The following is a 20,337-nucleotide window of genomic DNA, read 5'->3' as shown; positions in this document are numbered from 1 at the left end:
CGCTTCGGCATAGGTACTCGTGAGTCCGGCAACGGAGTGGCAACGGATTAGGTACATTCCGGACGCGAGGATCCGTGTGATGTCGGTTATGATGCTGCGCGAGATGTGCTTCGCGCACCCGCGATCAGGGCCTACGGTGCGCAGGGGCACATTGGTGTCAGAACTTGGGGGGCGTCCGTCGGGGGCGTGCGCCGAAGTCACAGAACGGAATCGAATGAAGTTCAGGAAGCTCGCCGCTGTCGCGGCGATGACCATCGCCGCCGTCGGCGTCACCGCCGGCACGTCCTACGCCGCACCGGCGGTCACGGCACCGGAGAAGATCAACTACGAGACCAAGGCGGAGGGCGACTCCGTCGTCACCGTCATCGACGCCGGTTCGTTCGCCGTGTCCGGCGACGGCAAGAGCGTCGAGCTGCAGGACGGCGACGGCAACGCGGTCGTGAGCCTGCCGCTGGCCATCCAGCTCGGCGACCTGCAGCTGCCCTTCGAGCGGGAGATCAGCGAGGACGGCAAGACCCTCACCCTGACGCCGGTCACCGACCCGTCGAAGGCCACCCCGGTCGAGCCCGAGGACAAGGTCGCTCCGGGCCTCAACCCGGTCAGCCTCAAGCTGAGCGACGTCGCGTCGCCCGAGGAGAACCTCAAGGCGCAGCAGAACTTCGCGTCCCAGCTCGGCATCGCCACCGCCGTCGGCGGCCTGACCGGCACCATCATCGGCGCCATCGTGGGCACCTTCGTCATGCCTGCCATCGGCACGGTCGCCGGTGCGGGTATCGGTGGCGTCATCGGCACCATCGTTGTCGGTGGTCCCACCCTGATCGTCGCCGGCATCGGCCTGATCAACACCCTCGCGGCGCCTCCGGGCACCACGGAGTGGGCCGAGAAGTAACCCTCGCCCTCAGCCCACTGCGGCCCCGCCACCGATCCGGTGGCGGGGCCGCAGTCGTTCTCCGGGCCAGTCAGGACTGGAGCGTGATCAGCCGGAAAAGGTGCACCACGATCTCGACGGCGTAGACCACTACGTCGACGCCAACCGTTGCTAGGTCTGCTGACAACAGTCACTCACCTTCTCGTCGAACCGCCGTCAACGGACGCCGGGATATGCGACGGTCCGGCCGCGGAGCACACTCCGCGGCCGGACCTCGGGACCTCAGGATCCTAAACCGGCCGGCTGGTTTCCCGTCGTCTCGCTCGGCGCGACACGCCGCACAGCACGAGGGCCCGCCTCCGGCCGGAGGCGGGCCCTCGTGGAGCTCTCAGGGAGCGGCGATCACCAGGTGCGCACGCGCAGCCCGGGGTTCTCGGCGAGGACCGCGGAGATCGGCGTCGCGAACAACTCCGGCGACTCGCCCAGCAGGCCGCTGACCACGCCGGCAATCTCGCACATGCCGTACTGACCGACGTTGGAGGCGCTGGAGATGCCCAGGGCCAAGGTGCCGGTGACGATCGTGCCGCCGCTGTCGCCCTGCAGGGCGCACAGGTTGGTGGAGAAGCCGTTCTCCAGCACGCGGTGGCCGACCTCGACGGTCTGGCCCGAGGCGGTCACGACACCGCAGCTGTAGCCCGAGCGGACGCCGGACTTGCACGCGGGCGCACCGACGACGGGCTCGGCGACGCCGGTGATCGGCAGCGGCGCCGCCAGCGGCACCCGCACACCGTTGTTCTCGAACCGGCCCTGGGCCTCGGTGGTCGGCCGGATCACGGCGTAGTCGCGGCCGTCCAGGCTGGTCTTCTCGAAGGTGCCGAGCTGCTGGCCGAGCTCCTCACCGAGCAGCTGGTACACCTTCGACGCGAACTGGGTGCCGGCGGACGGCCGGTTCGGGTCGCAGTGCCCGGCGGTGATGTTGACCGGGCGGTCCGAGCTGTCGACGGCGTTGAAGCCGAGCGAACAGCGCAGGCCCTCGCCGGCGCCGAGCGCGGCGTAGGCGTCCCCGCCGAACAGGGCCGTCGGGGCGGCGAGGTCGGCGACGGGCCGCAGGTCGCCGGCGGCCGGCTCCGGAACGAGCGGCGCGGGCGCGAACAGCACCCGGGCACCCTGCAGGAAGTCGGGCAGCCGAATCCCGGCGACGTTCTCGGTGCGCAGCACGACGTCGTTGTTCACGACGTCGATGGCGACGCCGCGCACCAGGTCGGCGACGGCGGGCGGCTGGGTGGCCAGCCAGTCGTTCAGCGCCTTCAGTTCGTCGCGCAGCTGCGTCTCGGTGCGGTCGGTGTCCTCGACGGTGAATCCGGCGTCCTCGGCGGCCTCGCGGGCCGCGTCGTAACCCTCGCCCTCGGTCAGCCCCACCTTCGGCGTGCCGTCCCGCTCGAGCCACACGCCGGAGAACACGGCAGCGAACTCCTCCCGCGCCGATTCGGCGAAGCGGGCCAGCTCCTGGCTGCGGGCAGCATCCGTCAGGTACCGCTCGGGGCTCATCTGCAGGTCCCGGGCCAGCGCCTCCACGAGTTCGTTCGGCAGCGCCGTCGCCTCGATCGGGGCCGGGTCGGCCTGTGCGATGGCGGCGGCAGGGCCGAGCAGCATGAGCGCTGCCGAACCGTAAACCGCTGCTCGACGGGCGAAGGAGCGTCGCATGGATGCCTTCCTCGTTGATCTCCGCGACGGTGCGCGAAGATGCCGGCCCCGGGCGGGCCGGTGCTGGACGGGACGATCATATGGGGTCGGCCGCGCGAACACCCAGCCGCGCGGCGTGGCGCGGGACCGGTCAGGCTGCAGCGCCGGTGCGCACCCGCGCGCCGGTCTCGGCCTCGATGTCCTGGATCGAGATGCCCAGGCTGGAGGTGCCACCCTGCGGTGCGAGGACGAGGTTGGCCTCCACACAGTCGGGGGCGCCGGAGCTGTTGGAACCGCTGATCACGCCGAGCGCGAGGGTGCCGGTGACGATGGCGCCGCCGCTGTCGCCGGAGAGGGTGCAGGCGGTGGTCGCGAAGCCGCGGATCGTGGTGCTCGTGCCGTCGGCACGGACCAGCTGGGTCTCGATCCGGTCGGCGGCGACGATGCCGCACGTGAAGTACGACGACTGTCCGGACTTGCACACCGGGGCGCCGGCGACGGGCGCGGCGGTGCCGGTGACGGTCAGCGTCGAGCCGTTGCCGCCGCGGATGACGGGCCGGTTCAGGCCGACGTCCTCGCCCGCCTGGTCGAGGCCGATGATGCCGTAGTCCAGGGTGCTGCCCTCGCCGACGGTCGAGCGGGTGAACGCGCCGATCTTCAGGCTCTCGTCGATGTTCTCCCGGTTGGGCAGGTAGACGGTGGAGCCGCCGTCCTCGCGGGCGACCGCGTCGCAGTGGCCGGCGGTGATGTTGGCGGCCGATCCGTCGGCGTCGACGGCGTTGAAGCCGAACGAGCAGACACCGATGCGGTCGAGCGGCGTCGAGCGGACGTCCCCGTCGGCGGTGATGTAGGTGTCGCCACCGAGCGGGCCGGGCTCGTTCGGCGGCTGGCCCGGGGTGAGCATGACCTGGACGTTGGCGATGAGCGTCGGCAGGTTCAGGGCGCGGCCGGCCGGGCTGTTGGCGATGTCGACGATCAGGCGGTTGTTGAACACGTCGATCGACGTCGCGTTCACCTGGGAGGACAGTTCGCGGGGGAGCGCGGCGACCCAGCGGTTCAGCTCGGCGAGGGACTGCTCGAGCCCGTCCGCGGACACCGGCGCGACGGTGACGTGGTAGCCGTCGTTCTCGGCCTGCCGGGCGGCGTCGGGGTTGGTGACCGCGACGACGGGCCGGCCGTCGGTGCCCAGCCATGCCCCCGCGAAGTCCTCCGGCCGTTCGGCACGGAAGCTGCGCGCGTAGTCCGCGAGTTCCTGCGCGCGTTCGGATCGCGCGAGGTACTCGTCGGCGCTGATCTTCAGGTCGCGGCTGATGGCCTCGACGAGTTCGGCGGGCAGTTGATCCGCGGGCAGCTGATCGGCCGGGGCGGCGTGGGCGGTCGCAGCGAGCGGCCCGGCCAGCAGCAGTGCCGACGCCGCCGCGACGACGACACGGCGAACGGTGGTACGAGCAGCGGCGCGCGACGCCGACGAGTGACGCATGGGGGCCCTTCGAGAATGGGTTGACGGGTTTCGTGCGCGGTCGTGCCGCGGAAGCGGACACAACCGTGTGACAGCGTACGGGACGGGGAGGGTCACCCTGCCGCCTCGGAACCGGTCGTGTCCGTTGGGTCCGGTTCCGTGGTTTCGGGGGGCGTCGACGTTGACGTCCCGGTCGGCGCGACGGTCGTGGGGGTCGTCGTCCGGGCGGGCCGGTCCCGTTCGCGGGTGGCCTCGCTCGTGGTCGGTGCGACCGTGGTCGACCGCGTGGTGGTGGACGGGGCCGGCCGGGACATCGTGGCCCGGGCCGATGTGCTCGGCGGCGCGGCCTCGACGGCGGTGCCGGGGGCGGGGGTGAGCGCCACGAGCCCGGAGTCGACGGTGGCCGGCGCCGCGTCCGGGGCGGTCGTCGTGGTGGTGGTGGCGGTACCGGTCGGGGTGCCGGTGCTCGGGGGCACCTGCACCGCGCTCGACAGCGACTCGTAGGCGGCGCCCGCCTCCCGCACGGGTGTGTCCGCGGGGGTGTCCCGCAGCGAGAACACCAGGGCGCCCATCCCGACGAGCAGCGCGACGGCCGCCGCGACGGCGCCGCCGACGACCAGCCGGTTGTGCGGGGCCCGGTCCGGGCCCCCGGGCACCGCGTCCGCCTCGGTGCCGGCCGCTGCGACAGTGCCGGCCGCTGTGACAGTGCCGGCCGCTGTGACAGTGCCGGCCGCCGCGACGGGGGCCGTGGCCGCGACGGGCGGCTCGACGGGGGCGACGGGGTCGAGCTGGGTGCGCGCCGCGGCGCCGGTGCGGACCGCCGGCATGATCCGGGTGGCGCCGAGCATGTCCGCGGAACCGGCCGCGGCGGCGAGCGCCGCGCCCCGCACCACCGCGTGCTGCGGCTGCGGCGGCAGCACGCACCGCACGCCCATACCGGCCTTCACTGTCTGCGCGACGAGTTGCGCCGCCGACGGGTCCACCGGCTCCTCGGTGCTGATCACGACGGCGTCGAGGTTGCTGACGAGCCAGCCGAACGCGCCGAGCGCGGCCGATAGCTGCGCGGGTACCGACGGGGCGTCCCCCTCGGGGTAACGGAACGAGCGGCCCGCGGCGACACCGGACCGCACGAGCGTCACCGTCGATCCGCCGGCGTCGAGGTGATAGACGGCGACGAGCCGGCCGCTCTGCTGTGCGACCCGGGACTCGAACCAGGCCGCGACGGCCTCGGCGTCGGAGATCAGGGTGACGTGCCGCAGCCCGACGTAGTCGAGAGCGTTGCGCAGCACCGCCACGGTCGCCGGCGACCATGCGGTGGGATGTGCGGCGGCGACGGTCGCCGGGGCGTCGCCGACCAGGGGTGCGGCGTCGGCGAGCAGGCATTCCATCGCGGTCGCGACGAGGTCCTCCGCGCGGGAGAGGGCGCCGTCCTCGGCGCGCACCCCGGCCGGTTCGCCCACTCGGTCGACGAAGCCGGAGAAGGAGCTGCACTCGTCGGCGGCGCCGGGGTCACGGACGCCGAGCGTTGCCGTGCCGTCGGAGTGCAGGTGCAGACGGGTGAGGCGTTCGACCGGCTCGGGGTCGGGACGGATGCCCTCGGCGGAGGTGACGGCCACGGCGGACACGATGGTGCCGACTCTCAGGCCCACGCCTACGGACATGCAGAAATCCCCCCGTTCCCACTGGTTGCCGGTTGCCGAACCTCGGCGCCGTGGCCGAGCGCACGGAGCATCGAGATGAGCTCCGATCGCGAGCCGGCGCCGAGCCGCCGCCGGATGCGCGCGACGTGATGCTCGACAGTCTTCGCGGAAATGTACAGGCGCGACCCTACTTCGCGGTAGGTCAGGCCGGCGACGACGAGGTCGGCGACCTCCGCCTCCCGATCCGACAGGGGGCTCGGCGCCGCCGGCGCGTCGGCCGCGGGCGTGGGCGTGGGCGCGGCGGTGCGCGGCGCGGCCGACGGGTGCCGCACGGCCCGTGCGACCTGGAGCAATGCCGTCGCCGTCGCCGTGTCGTCGACGCGCAGCGCGGCCTCGCCGGCCAACCGCGCCCCGTCCCACGGCAGGCCGATCGCGGCGAGCGATTCCGCGGCCGCCTGCACGCGCGCGGGGTCGGCATCGCCCTGCAGCACCCGCAGCCAGGCCTGCCCGGCCCGGGCCAGGGCGGCCGCGTAGGCGGTGGTCTCCGCCGCCGCCCCGAGGGCCCGGGCGTGCGGCAGCAGCTCCGCGGGCCGGTCCGCGGCGATGGCCGCCTGCACCCCGTACCAGTGCAGCGTCGCGCCCCACAGCGGCGGTTCGTCGAGGGTCGTCAGAAGATCCTGGGCCTGGCCGACCAGGTGGGCGATGCGGTCGGCCTCGCCGAGCCGGACCGCGGCGAGCCACAACTCGCCGAGCGGCAGCAGGCTCAGCAGGTCCACCGAGTACTCGGCCACCACGCCCTGCGCCGCGGTCCAGGCGGCGGTCAGCGCGCCGACGTCGCCGCCTCGGCGGGCCAGGCCCACCCGCAGCCCGTGCAGGAACAGCAGGTCCCGCTGCTCGGCGGCGTGGGGGGTGAACTCGTCGGCGGCGGCCGTCGCGGCCGGCAGGTCGCCGCCGATCAGCGCCGTCCACGCCGCGAGCAGGCGGTGCCGCACGGACGGCGCCGCGGTGGCGCGGCCGAGCACGGCGCCGGCGTGGGCGAGTTCGCCGGAGTGCAGGCACAGCAGCGCGGTGATCGCCTCCGGGGTGTCGGGCAGCAGCCGCGTCCGGTCGGCCGCCCCGTGCACCGAGAGGGCCCGCGTGAGGGTGTTCATCGCGACGCGCCCGTCGCCGCCGACGGACTCGCGCAGGCCCGCGGCCAGCAGCTGCGCGGCCGCCGCGGACGACGTCGGCGCCGCGGCCTCTGTGCCGAACCGGGCGGCGGTGCCCGGGCGGCCCGCGGCGAGCAGCACCGTCGCGGCGACGGGCGCGTCGGCGCCGGCCCGTTCGGGGCCGAGCCACTCGTACAGATCCGCGCTGCGCCCCAGCATGCCGCGGCGCGCGGCCACGGTCGCGGCGATGCGGGTGGCGGCGGCCAGCTCGCCGGCGGGCAGTGCACCGGCCCGGTCGAGCAGACGGTCGGTGAGCTGTCCGGCGGTGGCGAGGTCGCCGGCGAGCCCGGCGGCCTCGGCGCGGCGCACGTCCAGCGCATCGGCGTCGGCGCCGGCACGGATCGCCGCGTCGTACAGCGTGCGGGCCTGCGCGGGCTCGGCCGCGTCGGCGAGCGTCACGAGAAGGGCGGCGAGGCGGGCGTCGGCCACCCCGGCCTCGGCGAGAGCCCGGGCGGCGTCCGCGGTCAGCAGCCCCGCGTCGAGGCGCAGCGCCGCCAGCCGGTGCGCCAGCGTGCGGACGGCGTGGGTCCCGAGGACGGCGGCGGGCACCGCGGCGGCCGCGGGGATCGGGACGTCGCCGTCGACGGTGAGCAGGCCGCTGGCCCGCGCGGCGTCGACGAGCTCGCGGGCGCGGTCCGCGTCGACGCCGAGGACGGTGGCGACCTCGAGCGGGTCGAGGGTGCCGCCGAGGCCGGCGAGGACCAGGACCCGGGGCAGGTCGGGGTCGCCGCCGCCGAGGCGGTCGCGAACGCGGGCCGCGGCGGCCCGCCGGGGATCGGTGCCGTCGCGCAACGCCGCGAGGGCCGCGTCGACGACGTCGCGGGCGCCGCCGGTCAGCCGGTGCACCGAGCGGATCGGTTCCGGGCGCGGGGTGAGACCGAGAGTTGCTGCGCGACCGGCAATTTCGCGCGGGCTGAGGGGGTGCAGTTCGACGAGCGCCGAGTGCGCGCCGAACGCGGACAGCAGCGCCCGCAGATCGCTGCGGTGCGGCCGCGGCTCCGTCGCGACGACCACCGGCCGCTCGCCGCGCCGCACCTGCTCGGCGAGCGCGAGGACCGATTCGGCGGGCAGGGTGTGCGCGTCGTCGACCACCAGCGCCGCCGGCGCGGGGGAACGCGGATCGGTTCCGACGGTGAGGCCCCGGCCGGCGAGCGTCTGCCGCACCGAGGACAGCAATGCGGACTTGCCGCTGCCGGCGGGACCGGTGAGCAGCAGCCGCGGCGGGGTCGCGGCGACGGCGTGCGCGACGTCGCGCGGCAGGGGGGTGGGCTGCGGCATCGGTCAGTTGCCGAGGAGTCCGCCGACACCGTCGACGACGCCACCGACGGCACCACCGACCCCGTCGACGACGCCGCCGACCGCGTTGCCGGTGCCGTCGAGGACCGCGCCGGCACCCTGACCGGCGCCGCCGAGCGCGTCACCGACCTGCGAGCCGTAGTTCGGGGACGGCGCGGGCGCCGGGGCGGGAGCGGGAGCCGGCGCGGGGGCGGGGACGACCGTGGTCGTGGGTGCCGGGGCGACGGTGCCGGGGGCGGGGGTGCCGGGCGCGGGGGTACCGGGGGCCGGCGCTCCCGGCGCCGCACCGGGCGCGGGGGTGCCGGCGGGAATGCTCCCGGCGGGGGCGACGGCGCCCGGCGCCCCGGGTGTCGCCGCCGTGGCCGCGGCCTGGGTGCCCGGTGCCGCACCCGGGGTGGTGCCGCTCGTGCCGGCCCCGGTGGTCGCGGTCGTCGCCGGGCCCCCCGCCGAGGCCGGGGTCGCGCCCGGGACGGTCTCGGAGGTGGCGACGCCCGCACCGGTCTCCGACGCGTCGGAGGTGCCGAGCGTGCCCATCGCGAGACCACCCGCGCCGAGCATGACGAGCGCAGCGGCCGCGGCCCCGGCGAGCACGTAGCGCCGCGAACGGGAAGGCGCCGGAGCCGCCGCGGCGGCCGGGGCCGGGACGATCGCCGGGCGAACCGGCGAGACCGTCTCGGCCGGCCGGTCGTGCAGGGTCGTCACGGGCAGCGCGGTGGTGGGCACATCGTCGTCCGCCGGCGGGGTGACGGTCGCGGAGCTCACCATCGGCGGCTGGGCCGCCGCGGAGCTCACCGGCGGCTGGGCCGTCGCAGAGCTCACCGTCGGCGGCTGGGCCGCCCCGAGGGCGGCGGTGTGGGCGGGCCGCGGGCCGGCGACCACCGGAATGCCCAGCTCCGCCGAGAGCAGCTCGGCGACCAGGGGGATCGCGCCGCCGCCACCGGTGAGCAGCACCCGCCCCACGTCGGACGGCTCGACCCCGGCGCCGCGCAGCGCCTCGTGCACCAGCGCGATCGACGCCTGCAGCGGGCCGCGGGCGAGTTCCTCGAACTCGTCGCGGACGAGACGCACGTCCCGCCGCACGCCGGGCAGGTCGATCGCGACGACCGTCTCGGTGTCGGTCGACAGCTGTTCCTTCGCGGCCGTCGCGCGGGCACGCAGCTCGGCCAGCGCCGCCGTCATGGGGGCGGCGAACGGATCGAAGTCGGGGACGTCGTCGCGCACGGTGTCCAGCAGATGGGTGGTGACCAGGTGGTCGAGGTGACCGCCGCACACGTCCTCGCTGCCGATCGGGCGACCGAGGAGCACCGGCTCGGCGCCGGTGCGCAGCACCGAGACGTCGAGAGTGCGGGCGCCGAGGTCGTAGACGACGACCACGCCGTCGCCGAGGGGGCCCTGGGCGGCGTCGAGCCAGCGCACCGCGGCGACGGGTTCGGGCATCAGCGTCACGTCGGGCAGACCGGCCCGCGACAGCGCATCGCGCAACGCATCGACGGTGTAGCCGGCCCACGGCGCCGGATGCGCCACCGTGATCGTGGGCGCCTCCGGCAGGTCACGCGACGCCTCGTGCACCAGGCAGCCGATCGCCGTGGCGGTGAGGTCCTCCCCGGAGTACGAGGCCCCGTTGTCGGCGAGCACCCCCACCGGATCCCCGACCCGGCTCACGAAGTCGGTGAACACCAGCGAACCCGGCGCGGCCGGACGACGACCGAGGTGCGGCGCGTCGTCGGCGGGAAGGTGCAGCTCGCTGGCGCGGGACAGGACGACCGGGCGGTACGTGTCGGCGCGATCGAACGCGGTGGCCGCCACCGAGTCCGCCGAACCGATCGTGACTCCGAGTCCTGTTGCCATGTCGTTTCGCTCCCCTGGTCGGGGCGGACGGATCCGCCGTGTCGCGTTGGATGTCGTAATCGGACACGATGTCGTTAGCCCGATTCGAGACCTTCGGCCCCGGCGCGGGGGCGATCCCCCTATCCGTCCCGATCCCCTAACCCCCGCCCCCGTACGGGCCCCGGACCGATGGGGGACTCCGCCCCCTTGGGCGGGGGACGGGCCGTTCGTAGCGTGAATCGCAGAACACCGACCTCAGGAGATGCGATGTCCACCAACGCTGTGCTCGACTTCATCCTCAGCCTGCTGCGCGACGAAGAGGCCCTCGCCCGCTACTGCGCGAACCCCGACGCCGCCCTGGCCCAGGCCGGTCTCGCCGACGTGTGCCACGCCGACATCGTCGCCGTCGCGCCCCTGGTCGCCGACAGCGGACTGTTCGCGGGGACGGCCGCCGAGCTGACCGCGGCGCTCGGTGGGGCGGCGGGTGCGGCCGGCGCGATCGGTGCCGGTGCGGCCGGTGGTCTCGCCGGTGGCCTGGCCGGCGGCGCGGGCCTCGGTCTCGCCGGCGGGGCGGGGCTCGGCCTGGCGGGTGCCGTCGGCGGCGGTCTCGGCGGCGGTCTCGGCCTCGACACCGACTTCGCGGCCGAGCTGGCCGCCGATCTCGCCGGCACGCTGGGCGCGGCCCTGGAACTCGGCGGCGATCTCGGTGCCGCGCTCGGTGCGGCGTTCGGAGCGGCCCTCGGCGCGGGCGGCGCGCTCGGCGGCATCGGTTCCGGCGCGCTCGACCTGGCGGGCGACCTGGACCTGGGCGCGGCGCTCGCCGGCGCCCTCGCCGGCGGCCTCGGGCTCGACGCCGCGACCGGCGTCGTTGCGGACCTCGGTGCAGCGCTCGACGCGGCGCTCGGCGCGACGGCCGGGACCGCCCTGGACCTGTCGGGTGCGCTCGAGGCCGCCTTCGGCGTCGGCGGTGAGCTCGGCGGCCAGCTCGGTGGGGCCCTGGGCGGTCTGCTCGACACCGCGCTCGCCGCGGGCGGCGGCTTCTCCACCGCGGTCGAGGCGGCCCTCGCCGGTGGCGCGGACCTCGCGACGGCCGTCGGCGCGACCCTCGGCGGCACGCTGGGCCTGGGCACCGACCTCGCCGGACATCTCGGCGGCGCCCTCGAATCCGTCCTCGAGGTCGGTACCGGGCTCGCCGGTGGCCTGGACCTCGGCGGTGGCCTCGACGCCCTCACCGGCGTGACCGCGGGACTCGGAGCCTCCCTGTCCGCGCTGCTCGAGGCGGGCGGCTCCGTCGCCGGTGATCTCGGTGGCACCCTCGGCGCCGTACTCGAGGGCAGTGCCGACGGCGGGCTCGTCGGCGGCATCGACCTCGGCGCCCTCCTCGGCGGCGACGCCTCCGGCGGCGTGGACCTCGGCACCGCGGTCGGCGGCCTCCTCGGCGGCGCGCTCGGTCTCGAGAACTCCGCGACCCTGGAGCTCGGCAACGCCCTCAACGTCGCGCTCGACCTGTCGACGACCGTCGAATCGAGCGCCGACGGCACCCTCTCCGCGGTGCTCGGCTCCGCGTTCTCCGTCGGCGGGGAAGCCGGCGCGAACCTCGGTTCCGCGCTGGGTGGGGTGTTCGAGGCCGGCCTCGGCGGAACGCTCGACTCCACCGTGGACCTGAGCTCCCAGCTGGCCACCACCCTCGGCGGCGGTCTCGGCGCCGACGCGGACCTGACCGGCCAGCTCGGCTACGCCCTCGACGGCGCGCTCGACCTCGGCGGGCAGCTCGCCGGCGGCGGCGAGGCGGTCGGCGGCCTCACCGGCGGCGTGTCCGGGGGACTGGATACCGTCGCTGACCTCGGCGCCGGACTCGGCAGCGGCCTGAGCGGTGGGTTGACGGGCGGGCTCGACGGGGCAGCGGACCTGGGCGGGGACCTGGCCGGTGGATTGACCGGCGGGCTCGACGGGGCAGCGGACCTGGGCGGCGGGCTGGCCGGTGGACTGTCGGGCGGGCTCGACGGGGCAGCGGACCTGGGCGGGGACCTGGCCGGTGGATTGACCGGCGGGCTCGACGGGGCAGCGGACCTGGGCGGCGGGCTGGCCGGTGGATTGACCGGCGGGCTCGGGAGCGCCGCGGATCTCGGGGCGGGGCTCGGCGGCGGCCTGACCGGTGGCCTGGAGGGTGCCGCGGACCTCGGCGGCGAGCTGACCGGTGGCCTGGCGGGCGGCCTGGGCAGCGCGACCGACCTGGGCGGCAGCCTGAGCGGCGGCCTCGACGGCGCCGCGGGCGGCGCGTCGCAGGTCGGCGGCGCCGTCACGGGCGGGCTCGAGGGAGCCACGGACGCCGGCGGTGCGCTCGGTGCGGGCCTCGGCGGCGCGGCCGAGGGCACCTCGCAGCTCGGCGGCCAGCTCTCGGGAGCCCTCGACGGCACGACGGACGCGTGGTCGTCCATCGACGCCGGCGACGTCTTCGGCAGCGCGGGCGGCACCGGTGGCCTGTTCGGTTCCGCCGACACCGGTGCCGACGCCGATCTGCACGGCGGGATCGACGCCGGCGCCGGTGCCGGCACCGATTCCGACTTCGACACCTTCCTCGGCTGACCCACCGCACGGACCCGGCGCCGGCCCCGCGTGCACCACGCGGGGCCGGCGTTCGTCGCGGAGGACATAATCTCGGTGCAGCCCGCACTCCGACAGAAGGCGAGTCGAAGCGATCACCATGCACACGTCGTCCGCAGATGCCGCCGCTCGCCGCGCGGCCCTCGTCGAACTGATCGACGCGGCCGCCGAACACATCCGCGCCGCCGAGCGCGGTGACCTCGCCGCCAGGCTCGAGGCGGCGCGCGCTCGCGTCGTCGACCCCCGGCTGCGGGTCGTCGTCGTCGGCCAGCTCAAACAGGGCAAGAGCCAGTTCGTGAACTCGCTCCTCAACCTCGAGGTGTGCTCGGTCGGCGACGACGAGACCACCGCGGTGCCCACCGTCGTGCAGAACGCCGACCGCACCTTCGCCGAACTCGTGCTCGCCGAGCCCGGCCGCGATCCCGTCCGGGTGGACCTGCCCATCGACGAGTTGCAGCACGTCACGCCCGGCACGCCGCGCGCGGGCGGCCGGGACGTGCTGCGGCTCGAGGTGAACGTGCCGAGCCCGCTGCTCGCCGACGGTCTCGTCCTCGTCGACACCCCCGGTGTCGGCGGGCACGGAAACCCGCACGCCGCAGCAACATTGGGTCTGCTTCCGGCGGCCGACGCGGTGTTCGTCGTCTCCGACGCCAGCCAGGAGTTCACCGAGCCGGAGCTGAGCTTCCTGCGGCAGGTGCTGCAGCTGTGCCCGGCCGCAGCGGTGCTGATCACCAAGACGGACCTGTACCCGCACTGGCGCGAGATCGTCGCCGCCGACCGCGGGCACCTGCAGCGCGCCGGCCTCGACGTGCCCCTGCTGCCCGTCTCGTCGCTGCTGCGCAGTCACGCCCTGCGCCTCGACGACGCGTCGCTGCACGAGGAGTCGGGCTTCGAATCGGTGTACGGGTTCCTCCGTGAGCGGGTCGTCGCGCGCGGCGCCGACGCCGCCCGGCGGTCCGTCGCGCTGGACGTGAAGTCGGTCGTCGAACACGTCGCGCTCGGCCTGGGCAGCGAGCTCGCGGCGCTGCGCGACCCCGAGACCGGTGCGGCGGCCGTCGCAGAACTGCAGCGCGCCAAGACCGCCGCGGAGGCGCTGCGCACCAGGGCCGCCCAGTGGCAGCAGACCCTGGCCGACGGCATCGCAGACCTCGCCGCCGACATCGACCACGACCTGCGGGACCGGCTGCGCCGGGTCACCCGCGAGGCGGAGGCCACCGTCGACGAATGCGACCCCGGTGAGGAATGGCCGCGGATCGGGGAATGGCTGGGCGAGCAGGTCGCCGAATCCGTGGGCGACAACTTCGTGTGGGCCCACGAACGTTCGGTGTGGCTCGCGGAGGTCGTCGCCCGGCACTTCGCCGACTGCGGTGCGGTGGACCTGCCGGATCTGCGCCTCGGCGACCTCGAGGGGCTGCTCGAGCCCGTCTCCCGGCTCTCGGACCTCGAGTCGGGGCGCATCGGCGTCGGCCAGAAGATGCTCGTGGGAATGAAGGGCTCCTACGGCGGCGTGCTCATGTTCGGGCTCATCACCACGCTCATGGGCATGGCGCTGGTCAACCCGATCTCCGTCGGGGCGGGAGTCGTGCTCGGCACCAAGGCCTATCGCGACGACAAGCAGGCGCGCATCGCCAAGCGCCGCGCCGACGCCAAGGTCGCCGTCCGCAAGTTCACCGACGACGTCGGCTTCCAGGTGGGCAAGGAGTCGAAGGACCGGCTCCGGCTGATCCAGCGCCAGCTGCGCGACCACTTCACCGAGCTGGCCGAGCAGACGCTGCGGTCGCTGTCCGAGTCGCTGCGCGCCGCGCAGGAGGCCGCGACGGTCGAGGAGGCGCAGCGGCAGCGCCGCATCGCCGAACTCGAGACGCACGTGCGTGCGCTGACGACCCTCCGCGAGCGGGCCGCGCAGCTGGCCGGGGCCGGCGCGTGAGCGTCGAGCAGGCCCGCGAGCTCGTCGCCCACGCGCGTGCCCGGTACGGCGGCGACCCGCGCGCCGCCGAGCAGCTCGCGCTGTGTGCGGCGCGGCTCGAGCAGCCGCTGCGCGTCGCACTCGCCGGCTCTCTCAAGGCCGGCAAGTCGACGCTGCTCAACGCCCTGGTCGGGCAGGACATCGCCCCCACCGACGCCACCGAGTGCACGCGCGTCGTCACGTGGTACCGCAGCGGCTCGACCCCCTCGGTCACCGCCCGCTACGACGGCGACCGGATCCTCTCGGTGCCGGTGCAGCGCCGCGACGGCCGGCTCACCTTCGACCTCGGCGAGCTGACCGCGGACCGGGTGGACCGCATCGACGTCGAGTGGCCCGCCAGTGCGCTCGCCCAGACCACGATCATCGACACTCCGGGCACGTCGTCGCTGTCACAGGACGTCTCGGCCCGGACGTTCGAGCTGCTGACCCCCGACGACGAAGCGTCCGGCGCCGACGCCGTCGTCTACCTGATGCGCACCCTCGGTGCCGCCGACGTGCAGTTCCTCGGCCGGATCGGCCAGCACGTGGGCGGCGAGTCCGGTCCGCTCGGCGTGATCGGCGTGGTTTCCCGCGCCGACGAGGTCGGCGCCGGCCGCATGGACGCGATGATGTCCGCCAAGGAGGTCGCGGCCCGGTTCGCGGGCGAGCTCGAGCGCACCGGACTGTGCCAGGCCGTCGTGCCGGTCGCGGGGCTGCTCGCGCTGGGCGCGCGGACGTTGCGGCAGAGCGAGTTCGCCGCGTTCGAGGCGCTCGCGCAGGTGCCGTCGCAGGATCTTCAGGTGGCGATGCTGTCGGCGGATCGGTTCGCGCGCCCCGACATTGCGCTGCCTGTCGATCCAGGGACGCGGGCGCACCTGGTCGACCGGTTCGGCCTGTTCGGGATCCGCATGGCCGTCACGCTGATCCATCTCGGGGTACGGGACTCGCCGACGCTGGCCGCGGAACTGGTGGCGCGCAGCGGGCTGGACGAACTGCGTCAGGTGATCGACGTGCAGTTCGGCCAGCGCGCCGATCAGCTCAAGGCGCATTCGGCGCTGATGTCGCTCGAACGGGTCCTGCGCGCCCACCGCGACGGCCCGCTGCTCGCCTCGGTGCAGCGGCTGCTCGCCGACGTCCACGGCTTCACCGAGCTGCGCCTGCTCGGCCGCCTGCGCTCGACCCGGGTCGCGCTGAGCGAGAACGACCTGCTCGAACTGCAGCGGCTGATCGGCGGTTTCGGTATCGGCCCTGCCCAGCGGCTGGGTCTCGGGCCGGACGCGACCGCCGCGGAGATCCATGCCGCCGGCGTCGCCGCCGTCCGCACCTGGCGTGCCCGCGCCGAGCATCCCCTGCTCGACCGGTTCACCGCGAACGCGTGCAGCGTGGCGGCGCGCAGCGGGGAAGGCATCCTCGCCGACGTCGCAGGCTGACAGGTCTCGGACTTCGACAACGGTCGCGACGGTTGTCGAAGTCCGAGACGCATGTGGACACATTTGTCCACAGTCGGAGCACTCATCCACAGATTCGCGGTTGCCGGTTCCGTGTCGCCTCGACCGGGCCGGATCGATCTCAGACTCGACGCCATGGTCGATCCGATCCTCCGCTCCGCCGCCCTCGCCTCCGGGACCACGGAGGCAGAACTTCGCCAGGCGCTACGCACGGGCGAACTCCAGCGCATCGCTCCCGGTGCCTACCTTTCCCGCACCGTCCTTGAAACGCTCGACGCGACCGAGCTGCACCGTGCCCGGATTCGCGCCGTCCGGTGTGCGCTCGGATCGAGAGCCGCGATCAGCCATGTTTCGGCGGCGATCGTCCACGGGTTCGACGTCTGGGACGCCGACCTTTCCCGGGTCCACCTCACGCACAACCGTCCCACGGGTGCGCGTCGCACCACGCATCTGCACTCGCACGCGGCACTGTTGGCCGTCGATGACGTCGAGATCGTCGACGGTGTGCCCGTCACCTCCGCAGCCCGGACCGTCGTCGACCTCGCACGTACCCTGCCGCCCGAGCAGGCGGTGGTGATCGGGGATTCGGCGATGCGTATGCACCCGGCACTCGACCTCCGGGCCGCGCTCGACGCGGCCGGGAGCAGGGCGGGAATCGCCGCGGCGCGCCGGATCGCCGGTCTCCTCGACGGGCGTAGCGAGAGCCCTGGCGAGTCGCTCAGCCGCCTGCGGATGCGTGAGGCAGGTACCCGCCCGCCGGAACTGCAGCACGAGCTGCGCACGCCCGCGGGCCTTTTCGTCGCCCGGGTCGACTTCTTCTGGGAGGACCCCGGCATCGTCGGCGAGTTCGACGGCATGGGCAAGTACGGAAGCGGGGCACCGGGTCGGGCCGCCGACGTAGTACTGCGGGAGAAGCTGCGGGAGGATGCGATCCGGGAGCTGGGTCTCGAAGTGGTGCGCTGGACGTGGGCCGAACTGTTCCGGTTCGACGTCGTGCTGGAGCGGCTGGCTCGGGCTGCCGAACGTGCCCGACGGTAGACACAACTCCCGGACATCGACAGCGGTTGCGACGGTTGTCGATGTCCGACAGCTGTGTGGCTGGCTCCGGCGTCAGCGACGCCGGGCCGCGACGGCGCCGACGACGGTGAGCCCGGCCCAGAGCAGGGGAGCCCACAGCAGGACGCCGGCGGTGGCGTCGCCGGCGTCGGCGAGGACGCTGCGGGCGGCGACGGCCGTGACGACGGTGGCGGCGGAGACGACGGCGAGCGCGAGGGGTGCCCGGGGGTGGCCGCGGCGCAGGAGTTCGAGGGAGATGACGGCGAGCAGGACGAGGAGCAGGCCGGCGGCGGCGAAACCGGCGAGGGTGAGGGCGACGGTGTCGGCGATGCTCTCGGCGGTGGTGCCGGGGTTGGCGCTGCGCAGCGAGTGCTCGAGGGCGTCCCGGACGGGTTCGCGGTCGAGGAGGACGGCGCCGAGCAGTCCGGCGAAGACGACGAACGACAGGACCCAGGCCGAGACCGCGGCGCCGACGGGCGGTGCGGGGGAGGCGGTGGGGTGCAGCGGGGTGACGGAGAACTCCGGGCGGGGCGGCTGCGGGCGCGTGCTCACCCCGGGATCGTAGCCTCCCGCAATTCTTGTGATCCGAGTCACAAAGGGAACATCGCGGGGCGGTCTGCCGTTGGAGGAGGCAGACAACTTGAGCGTCACAGGCTCAACTTTGACTTGACTCGGGATTCCGGGCGGGTGCAAGCTTGAGTCGACTGCGCTCAGCTGAGCCGATCCGGCTCAGGTTGTGCAAGGACACCTATGCGGCACACCGGTGTGCCGCAGCGAAGAATGGAGAAACACTATGGCTCGTGCGGTCGGTATCGACCTCGGAACCACCAACTCCGTCGTTTCCGTTCTGGAGGGCGGCGAGCCCGTAGTGGTCGCCAACTCCGAGGGATCGCGCACCACCCCGTCGGTCGTCGCCTTCGCCAAGAACGGCGAGGTGCTGGTCGGCCAGCCCGCCAAGAACCAGGCGGTCACCAACGTCGACCGCACCATCCGCTCGGTCAAGCGTCACATCGGCACCGACTGGACCGTGGAGATCGACGGCAAGAAGTACACCTCGCAGGAGATCAGCGCGCGCACGCTCATGAAGCTGAAGCGGGACGCGGAGGCCTACCTCGGTGAGGAGATCACCGACGCCGTCATCACCGTCCCCGCCTACTTCGAGGACGCACAGCGGCAGGCCACCAAGGAGGCCGGGCAGATCGCCGGCCTGAACGTGCTGCGCATCGTCAACGAGCCGACTGCCGCGGCGCTGGCCTACGGCCTGGACAAGGGCGAGAAGGAACAGACCATCCTGGTCTTCGACCTCGGTGGCGGCACCTTCGACGTGTCCCTGCTCGAGATCGGCGACGGCGTCGTCGAGGTCCGCGCGACCTCCGGCGACAACCACCTCGGTGGCGACGACTGGGATCAGCGCGTCGTCGACTGGCTGGTCGAGAAGTTCAAGGCACAGCACGGCGTCGACCTGACCAAGGACAAGATGGCCCTGCAGCGTCTGCGCGAGGCCGCGGAGAAGGCGAAGATCGAGCTGTCGAGCTCGCAGTCGACGTCCATCAACCTGCCGTACATCACGGTCGACGCGGACAAGAACCCGCTGTTCCTCGACGAGCAGCTCTCGCGCAGCGAGTTCCAGAAGATCACCTCGGATCTGCTCGACCGCACCCGCGCGCCGTTCCAGCAGGTCATCAAGGACGCCGGCATCTCCGTCAAGGACATCGACCACGTCGTCCTGGTCGGCGGCTCGACCCGCATGCCCGCCGTGACCGACCTGGTGCGCGAGCTGACCGGTGGCCGTGAGCCCAACAAGGGCGTGAACCCGGACGAGGTCGTCGCCGTCGGCGCCGCCCTGCAGGCCGGCGTCCTCAAGGGCGAGGTCAAGGACGTGCTGCTGCTCGACGTCACCCCGCTGTCCCTCGGCATCGAGACCAAGGGTGGCGTGATGACCAAGCTCATCGAGCGCAACACCACCATCCCGACGAAGCGCTCCGAGACCTTCACCACGGCCGACGACAACCAGCCGTCGGTGCAGATCCAGGTCTTCCAGGGTGAGCGTGAGATCGCGGCGCACAACAAGCTGCTCGGCTCGTTCGAGCTCGGTGGCATCGCCCCGGCTCCGCGCGGCGTCCCGCAGATCGAGGTGACCTTCGACATCGACGCCAACGGCATCGTGCACGTCACCGCGAAGGACAAGGGCACCGGCAAGGAGAACACGATCAAGATCCAGGAGGGCTCCGGCCTCTCCAAGGAGGAGATCGACCGGATGATCAAGGACGCCGAGGCGCACGCCGAGGAGGACCGCAAGCGTCGCGAGGAGGCCGAGGTCCGCAACCAGGCCGAGTCGCTCGTGCACCAGACCGAGAAGTTCCTCCAGGAGAACGGGGACAAGGTCGCCGCCGACGCCAAGAGCAAGGTCGAGGCCGCGATCAAGGAGACCAAGGACGCCCTCGCCGGCACGGACATCGCCGCGGTGAAGACCGCCGTCGAGAAGCTCGCGACGGAGTCGCAGGCCCTCGGCCAGTCCCTGTACGAGTCGCAGGCTGCCGACGCGGGTGCTGCCGCCGGTGACGGCGCGGCTGCCGGCTCGGACAACGTCGTCGACGCCGAGGTCGTCGACGAGCCGACCGACTCGGAGAAGAAGTGACGGCGGAGAAGCCCGAGCAGGAGCCGGTGACCGTCACCGACAAGCGTCGGATCGACCCCGACACTTTCGAGGTTCGCGACCCGGAAACCGGGTCGCAGCCCGTCGGCGGTGCGGACACCGAGGCTCCGGCTGCGGGAGAACACGAGGAGGCCGCGCTCGCGGCCGAACCGTCGCCCGAGTCGGCTCAGCTGGCCGAGCGTACGGCGGACCTGCAGCGCCTCACCGCGGAGTACGCCAACTACCGGCGTCGCGTGGAGCGCGAGCGGGTGGTCACGACCGAGGCGGCCAAGGCTTCGGTGGTCACCCAGCTGCTCGACGTCGTGGACGACCTCGACCGGGCCCGCGCCCACGGCGACCTCGAGCAGGGGCCGTTGAAGTCGGTGGCGGACAAGCTGAACGGCGTCCTGTCGGGCCTGGGGCTCCAGCCCTTCGGCGACGAGGGCGACGCCTTCGACCCGGAGATCCACGAGGCTGTGCACATGGAGGGCGACGGCGCGAACCCGGTGCTCGACACGGTGCTGCGCAAGGGATACCGGCTCGGTGAGCGGATCCTGCGGCACGCGATGGTGACCGTGACGGACGCGGGCGACGCACCGGCGGAAAAGCCGGCGTCCGGTGCGGACAACGAGTAAGTACAGGGAAACAGCGAGAGGAGGAGACGCCCG

Annotated in this window: 13 protein-coding genes; 7 read left to right on the top strand and 6 right to left on the bottom strand. The window is 73.9% G+C overall.

The genetic code is table 11. The features are described 5' to 3' along the window. Nucleotides 1-214 precede the first annotated feature (214 nt). Complete coding sequence (locus tag KZJ41_RS22060) at nucleotides 215-889, top strand: hypothetical protein (RefSeq protein ID WP_050035751.1); 675 nt, start codon at nucleotides 215-217, stop codon at nucleotides 887-889. A gap of 381 nt (nucleotides 890-1,270) precedes the next feature. Here KZJ41_RS22060 and KZJ41_RS22055 read toward each other — a convergent pair whose 3' ends face one another. From KZJ41_RS22055 to KZJ41_RS22035, 5 genes are all read right to left on the bottom strand, one after another. Then, nucleotides 1,271-2,572 carry a S1 family peptidase gene (locus tag KZJ41_RS22055; protein ID WP_006934301.1) on the bottom strand — a complete coding sequence of 434 codons (1,302 nt, stop codon included), beginning with the start codon at nucleotides 2,570-2,572 and terminating at the stop codon, nucleotides 1,271-1,273. 130 nt (nucleotides 2,573-2,702) lie between these two features. Further along, entirely contained in the window at nucleotides 2,703-4,031 is a 1,329-nt protein-coding gene (locus KZJ41_RS22050; protein ID WP_065922207.1) for a S1 family peptidase, read from the bottom strand. A 92-nt stretch (nucleotides 4,032-4,123) separates the two neighbouring features. Further along, a complete protein-coding gene (locus tag KZJ41_RS22045; RefSeq protein WP_251549620.1) occupies nucleotides 4,124-5,671 on the bottom strand; it encodes a hypothetical protein in 1,548 nt (515 codons plus the stop codon). Then, nucleotides 5,662-8,136, bottom strand: a complete 2,475-nt coding sequence (locus tag KZJ41_RS22040; RefSeq protein ID WP_251549618.1) for a LuxR C-terminal-related transcriptional regulator — start codon at nucleotides 8,134-8,136, stop codon at nucleotides 5,662-5,664. The genes KZJ41_RS22045 and KZJ41_RS22040 overlap by 10 nt, the downstream gene beginning before the upstream one ends. Before the next feature lie 3 nt (nucleotides 8,137-8,139). Beyond that, on the bottom strand, nucleotides 8,140-10,002 hold the full coding sequence (locus KZJ41_RS22035) for an Hsp70 family protein (RefSeq protein WP_251549616.1): 1,863 nt from the start codon (nucleotides 10,000-10,002) through the stop codon (nucleotides 8,140-8,142). Nucleotides 10,003-10,248: 246 nt separating this feature from the next. Between KZJ41_RS22035 and KZJ41_RS22030 the strand changes: the two genes are divergently transcribed. The 4 genes from KZJ41_RS22030 to KZJ41_RS22015 all read left to right on the top strand — a co-directional run bounded on the left by KZJ41_RS22030 (nucleotide 10,249) and on the right by KZJ41_RS22015 (nucleotide 17,016). Continuing rightward, entirely contained in the window at nucleotides 10,249-12,567 is a 2,319-nt protein-coding gene (locus KZJ41_RS22030) for an IniB N-terminal domain-containing protein (protein WP_251549614.1), read from the top strand. A gap of 118 nt (nucleotides 12,568-12,685) precedes the next feature. Beyond that, a complete protein-coding gene (locus KZJ41_RS22025; RefSeq protein ID WP_251549612.1) occupies nucleotides 12,686-14,512 on the top strand; it encodes a dynamin family protein in 1,827 nt (608 codons plus the stop codon). Further along, entirely contained in the window at nucleotides 14,509-15,960 is a 1,452-nt protein-coding gene (locus tag KZJ41_RS22020) for a dynamin family protein (RefSeq protein WP_251549610.1), read from the top strand. Before KZJ41_RS22025 ends, KZJ41_RS22020 begins: the two co-directional genes overlap by 4 nt. 153 nt (nucleotides 15,961-16,113) lie before the next feature. Beyond that, nucleotides 16,114-17,016, top strand: coding sequence for a hypothetical protein (locus KZJ41_RS22015; RefSeq protein WP_251549608.1), 903 nt, complete (start codon nucleotides 16,114-16,116; stop codon nucleotides 17,014-17,016). A gap of 72 nt (nucleotides 17,017-17,088) precedes the next feature. Here the strand turns inward: KZJ41_RS22015 and KZJ41_RS22010 are convergent, their stop codons facing one another. Continuing rightward, the gene (locus KZJ41_RS22010) at nucleotides 17,089-17,586 is read right to left on the bottom strand and encodes a hypothetical protein (RefSeq protein ID WP_251549606.1); all 498 of its coding nucleotides are present in this window, start codon (nucleotides 17,584-17,586) and stop codon (nucleotides 17,089-17,091) included. 241 nt (nucleotides 17,587-17,827) lie between these two features. Here KZJ41_RS22010 and dnaK point away from each other — a divergent pair, with 241 nt between their 5' ends. Next, nucleotides 17,828-19,672: a molecular chaperone DnaK gene (dnaK, locus tag KZJ41_RS22005; protein WP_006945114.1), complete on the top strand. Its 1,845-nt coding sequence runs from the start codon at nucleotides 17,828-17,830 to the stop codon at nucleotides 19,670-19,672. After that, nucleotides 19,669-20,304: a nucleotide exchange factor GrpE gene (grpE, locus tag KZJ41_RS22000; protein WP_006945115.1), complete on the top strand. Its 636-nt coding sequence runs from the start codon at nucleotides 19,669-19,671 to the stop codon at nucleotides 20,302-20,304. Before dnaK ends, grpE begins: the two co-directional genes overlap by 4 nt. Nucleotides 20,305-20,337 lie beyond the last annotated feature (33 nt).

The sequence above is a fragment of the Rhodococcus sp. 11-3 genome (assembly GCF_023704055.1).
GTDB classification, from domain to species: Bacteria; Actinomycetota; Actinomycetes; order Mycobacteriales; family Mycobacteriaceae; genus Rhodococcus; species Rhodococcus aetherivorans.
The sequence above is the reverse complement of the archived record's forward strand: the minus strand, read 5'-3'. Positions and strand labels throughout refer to the sequence as shown.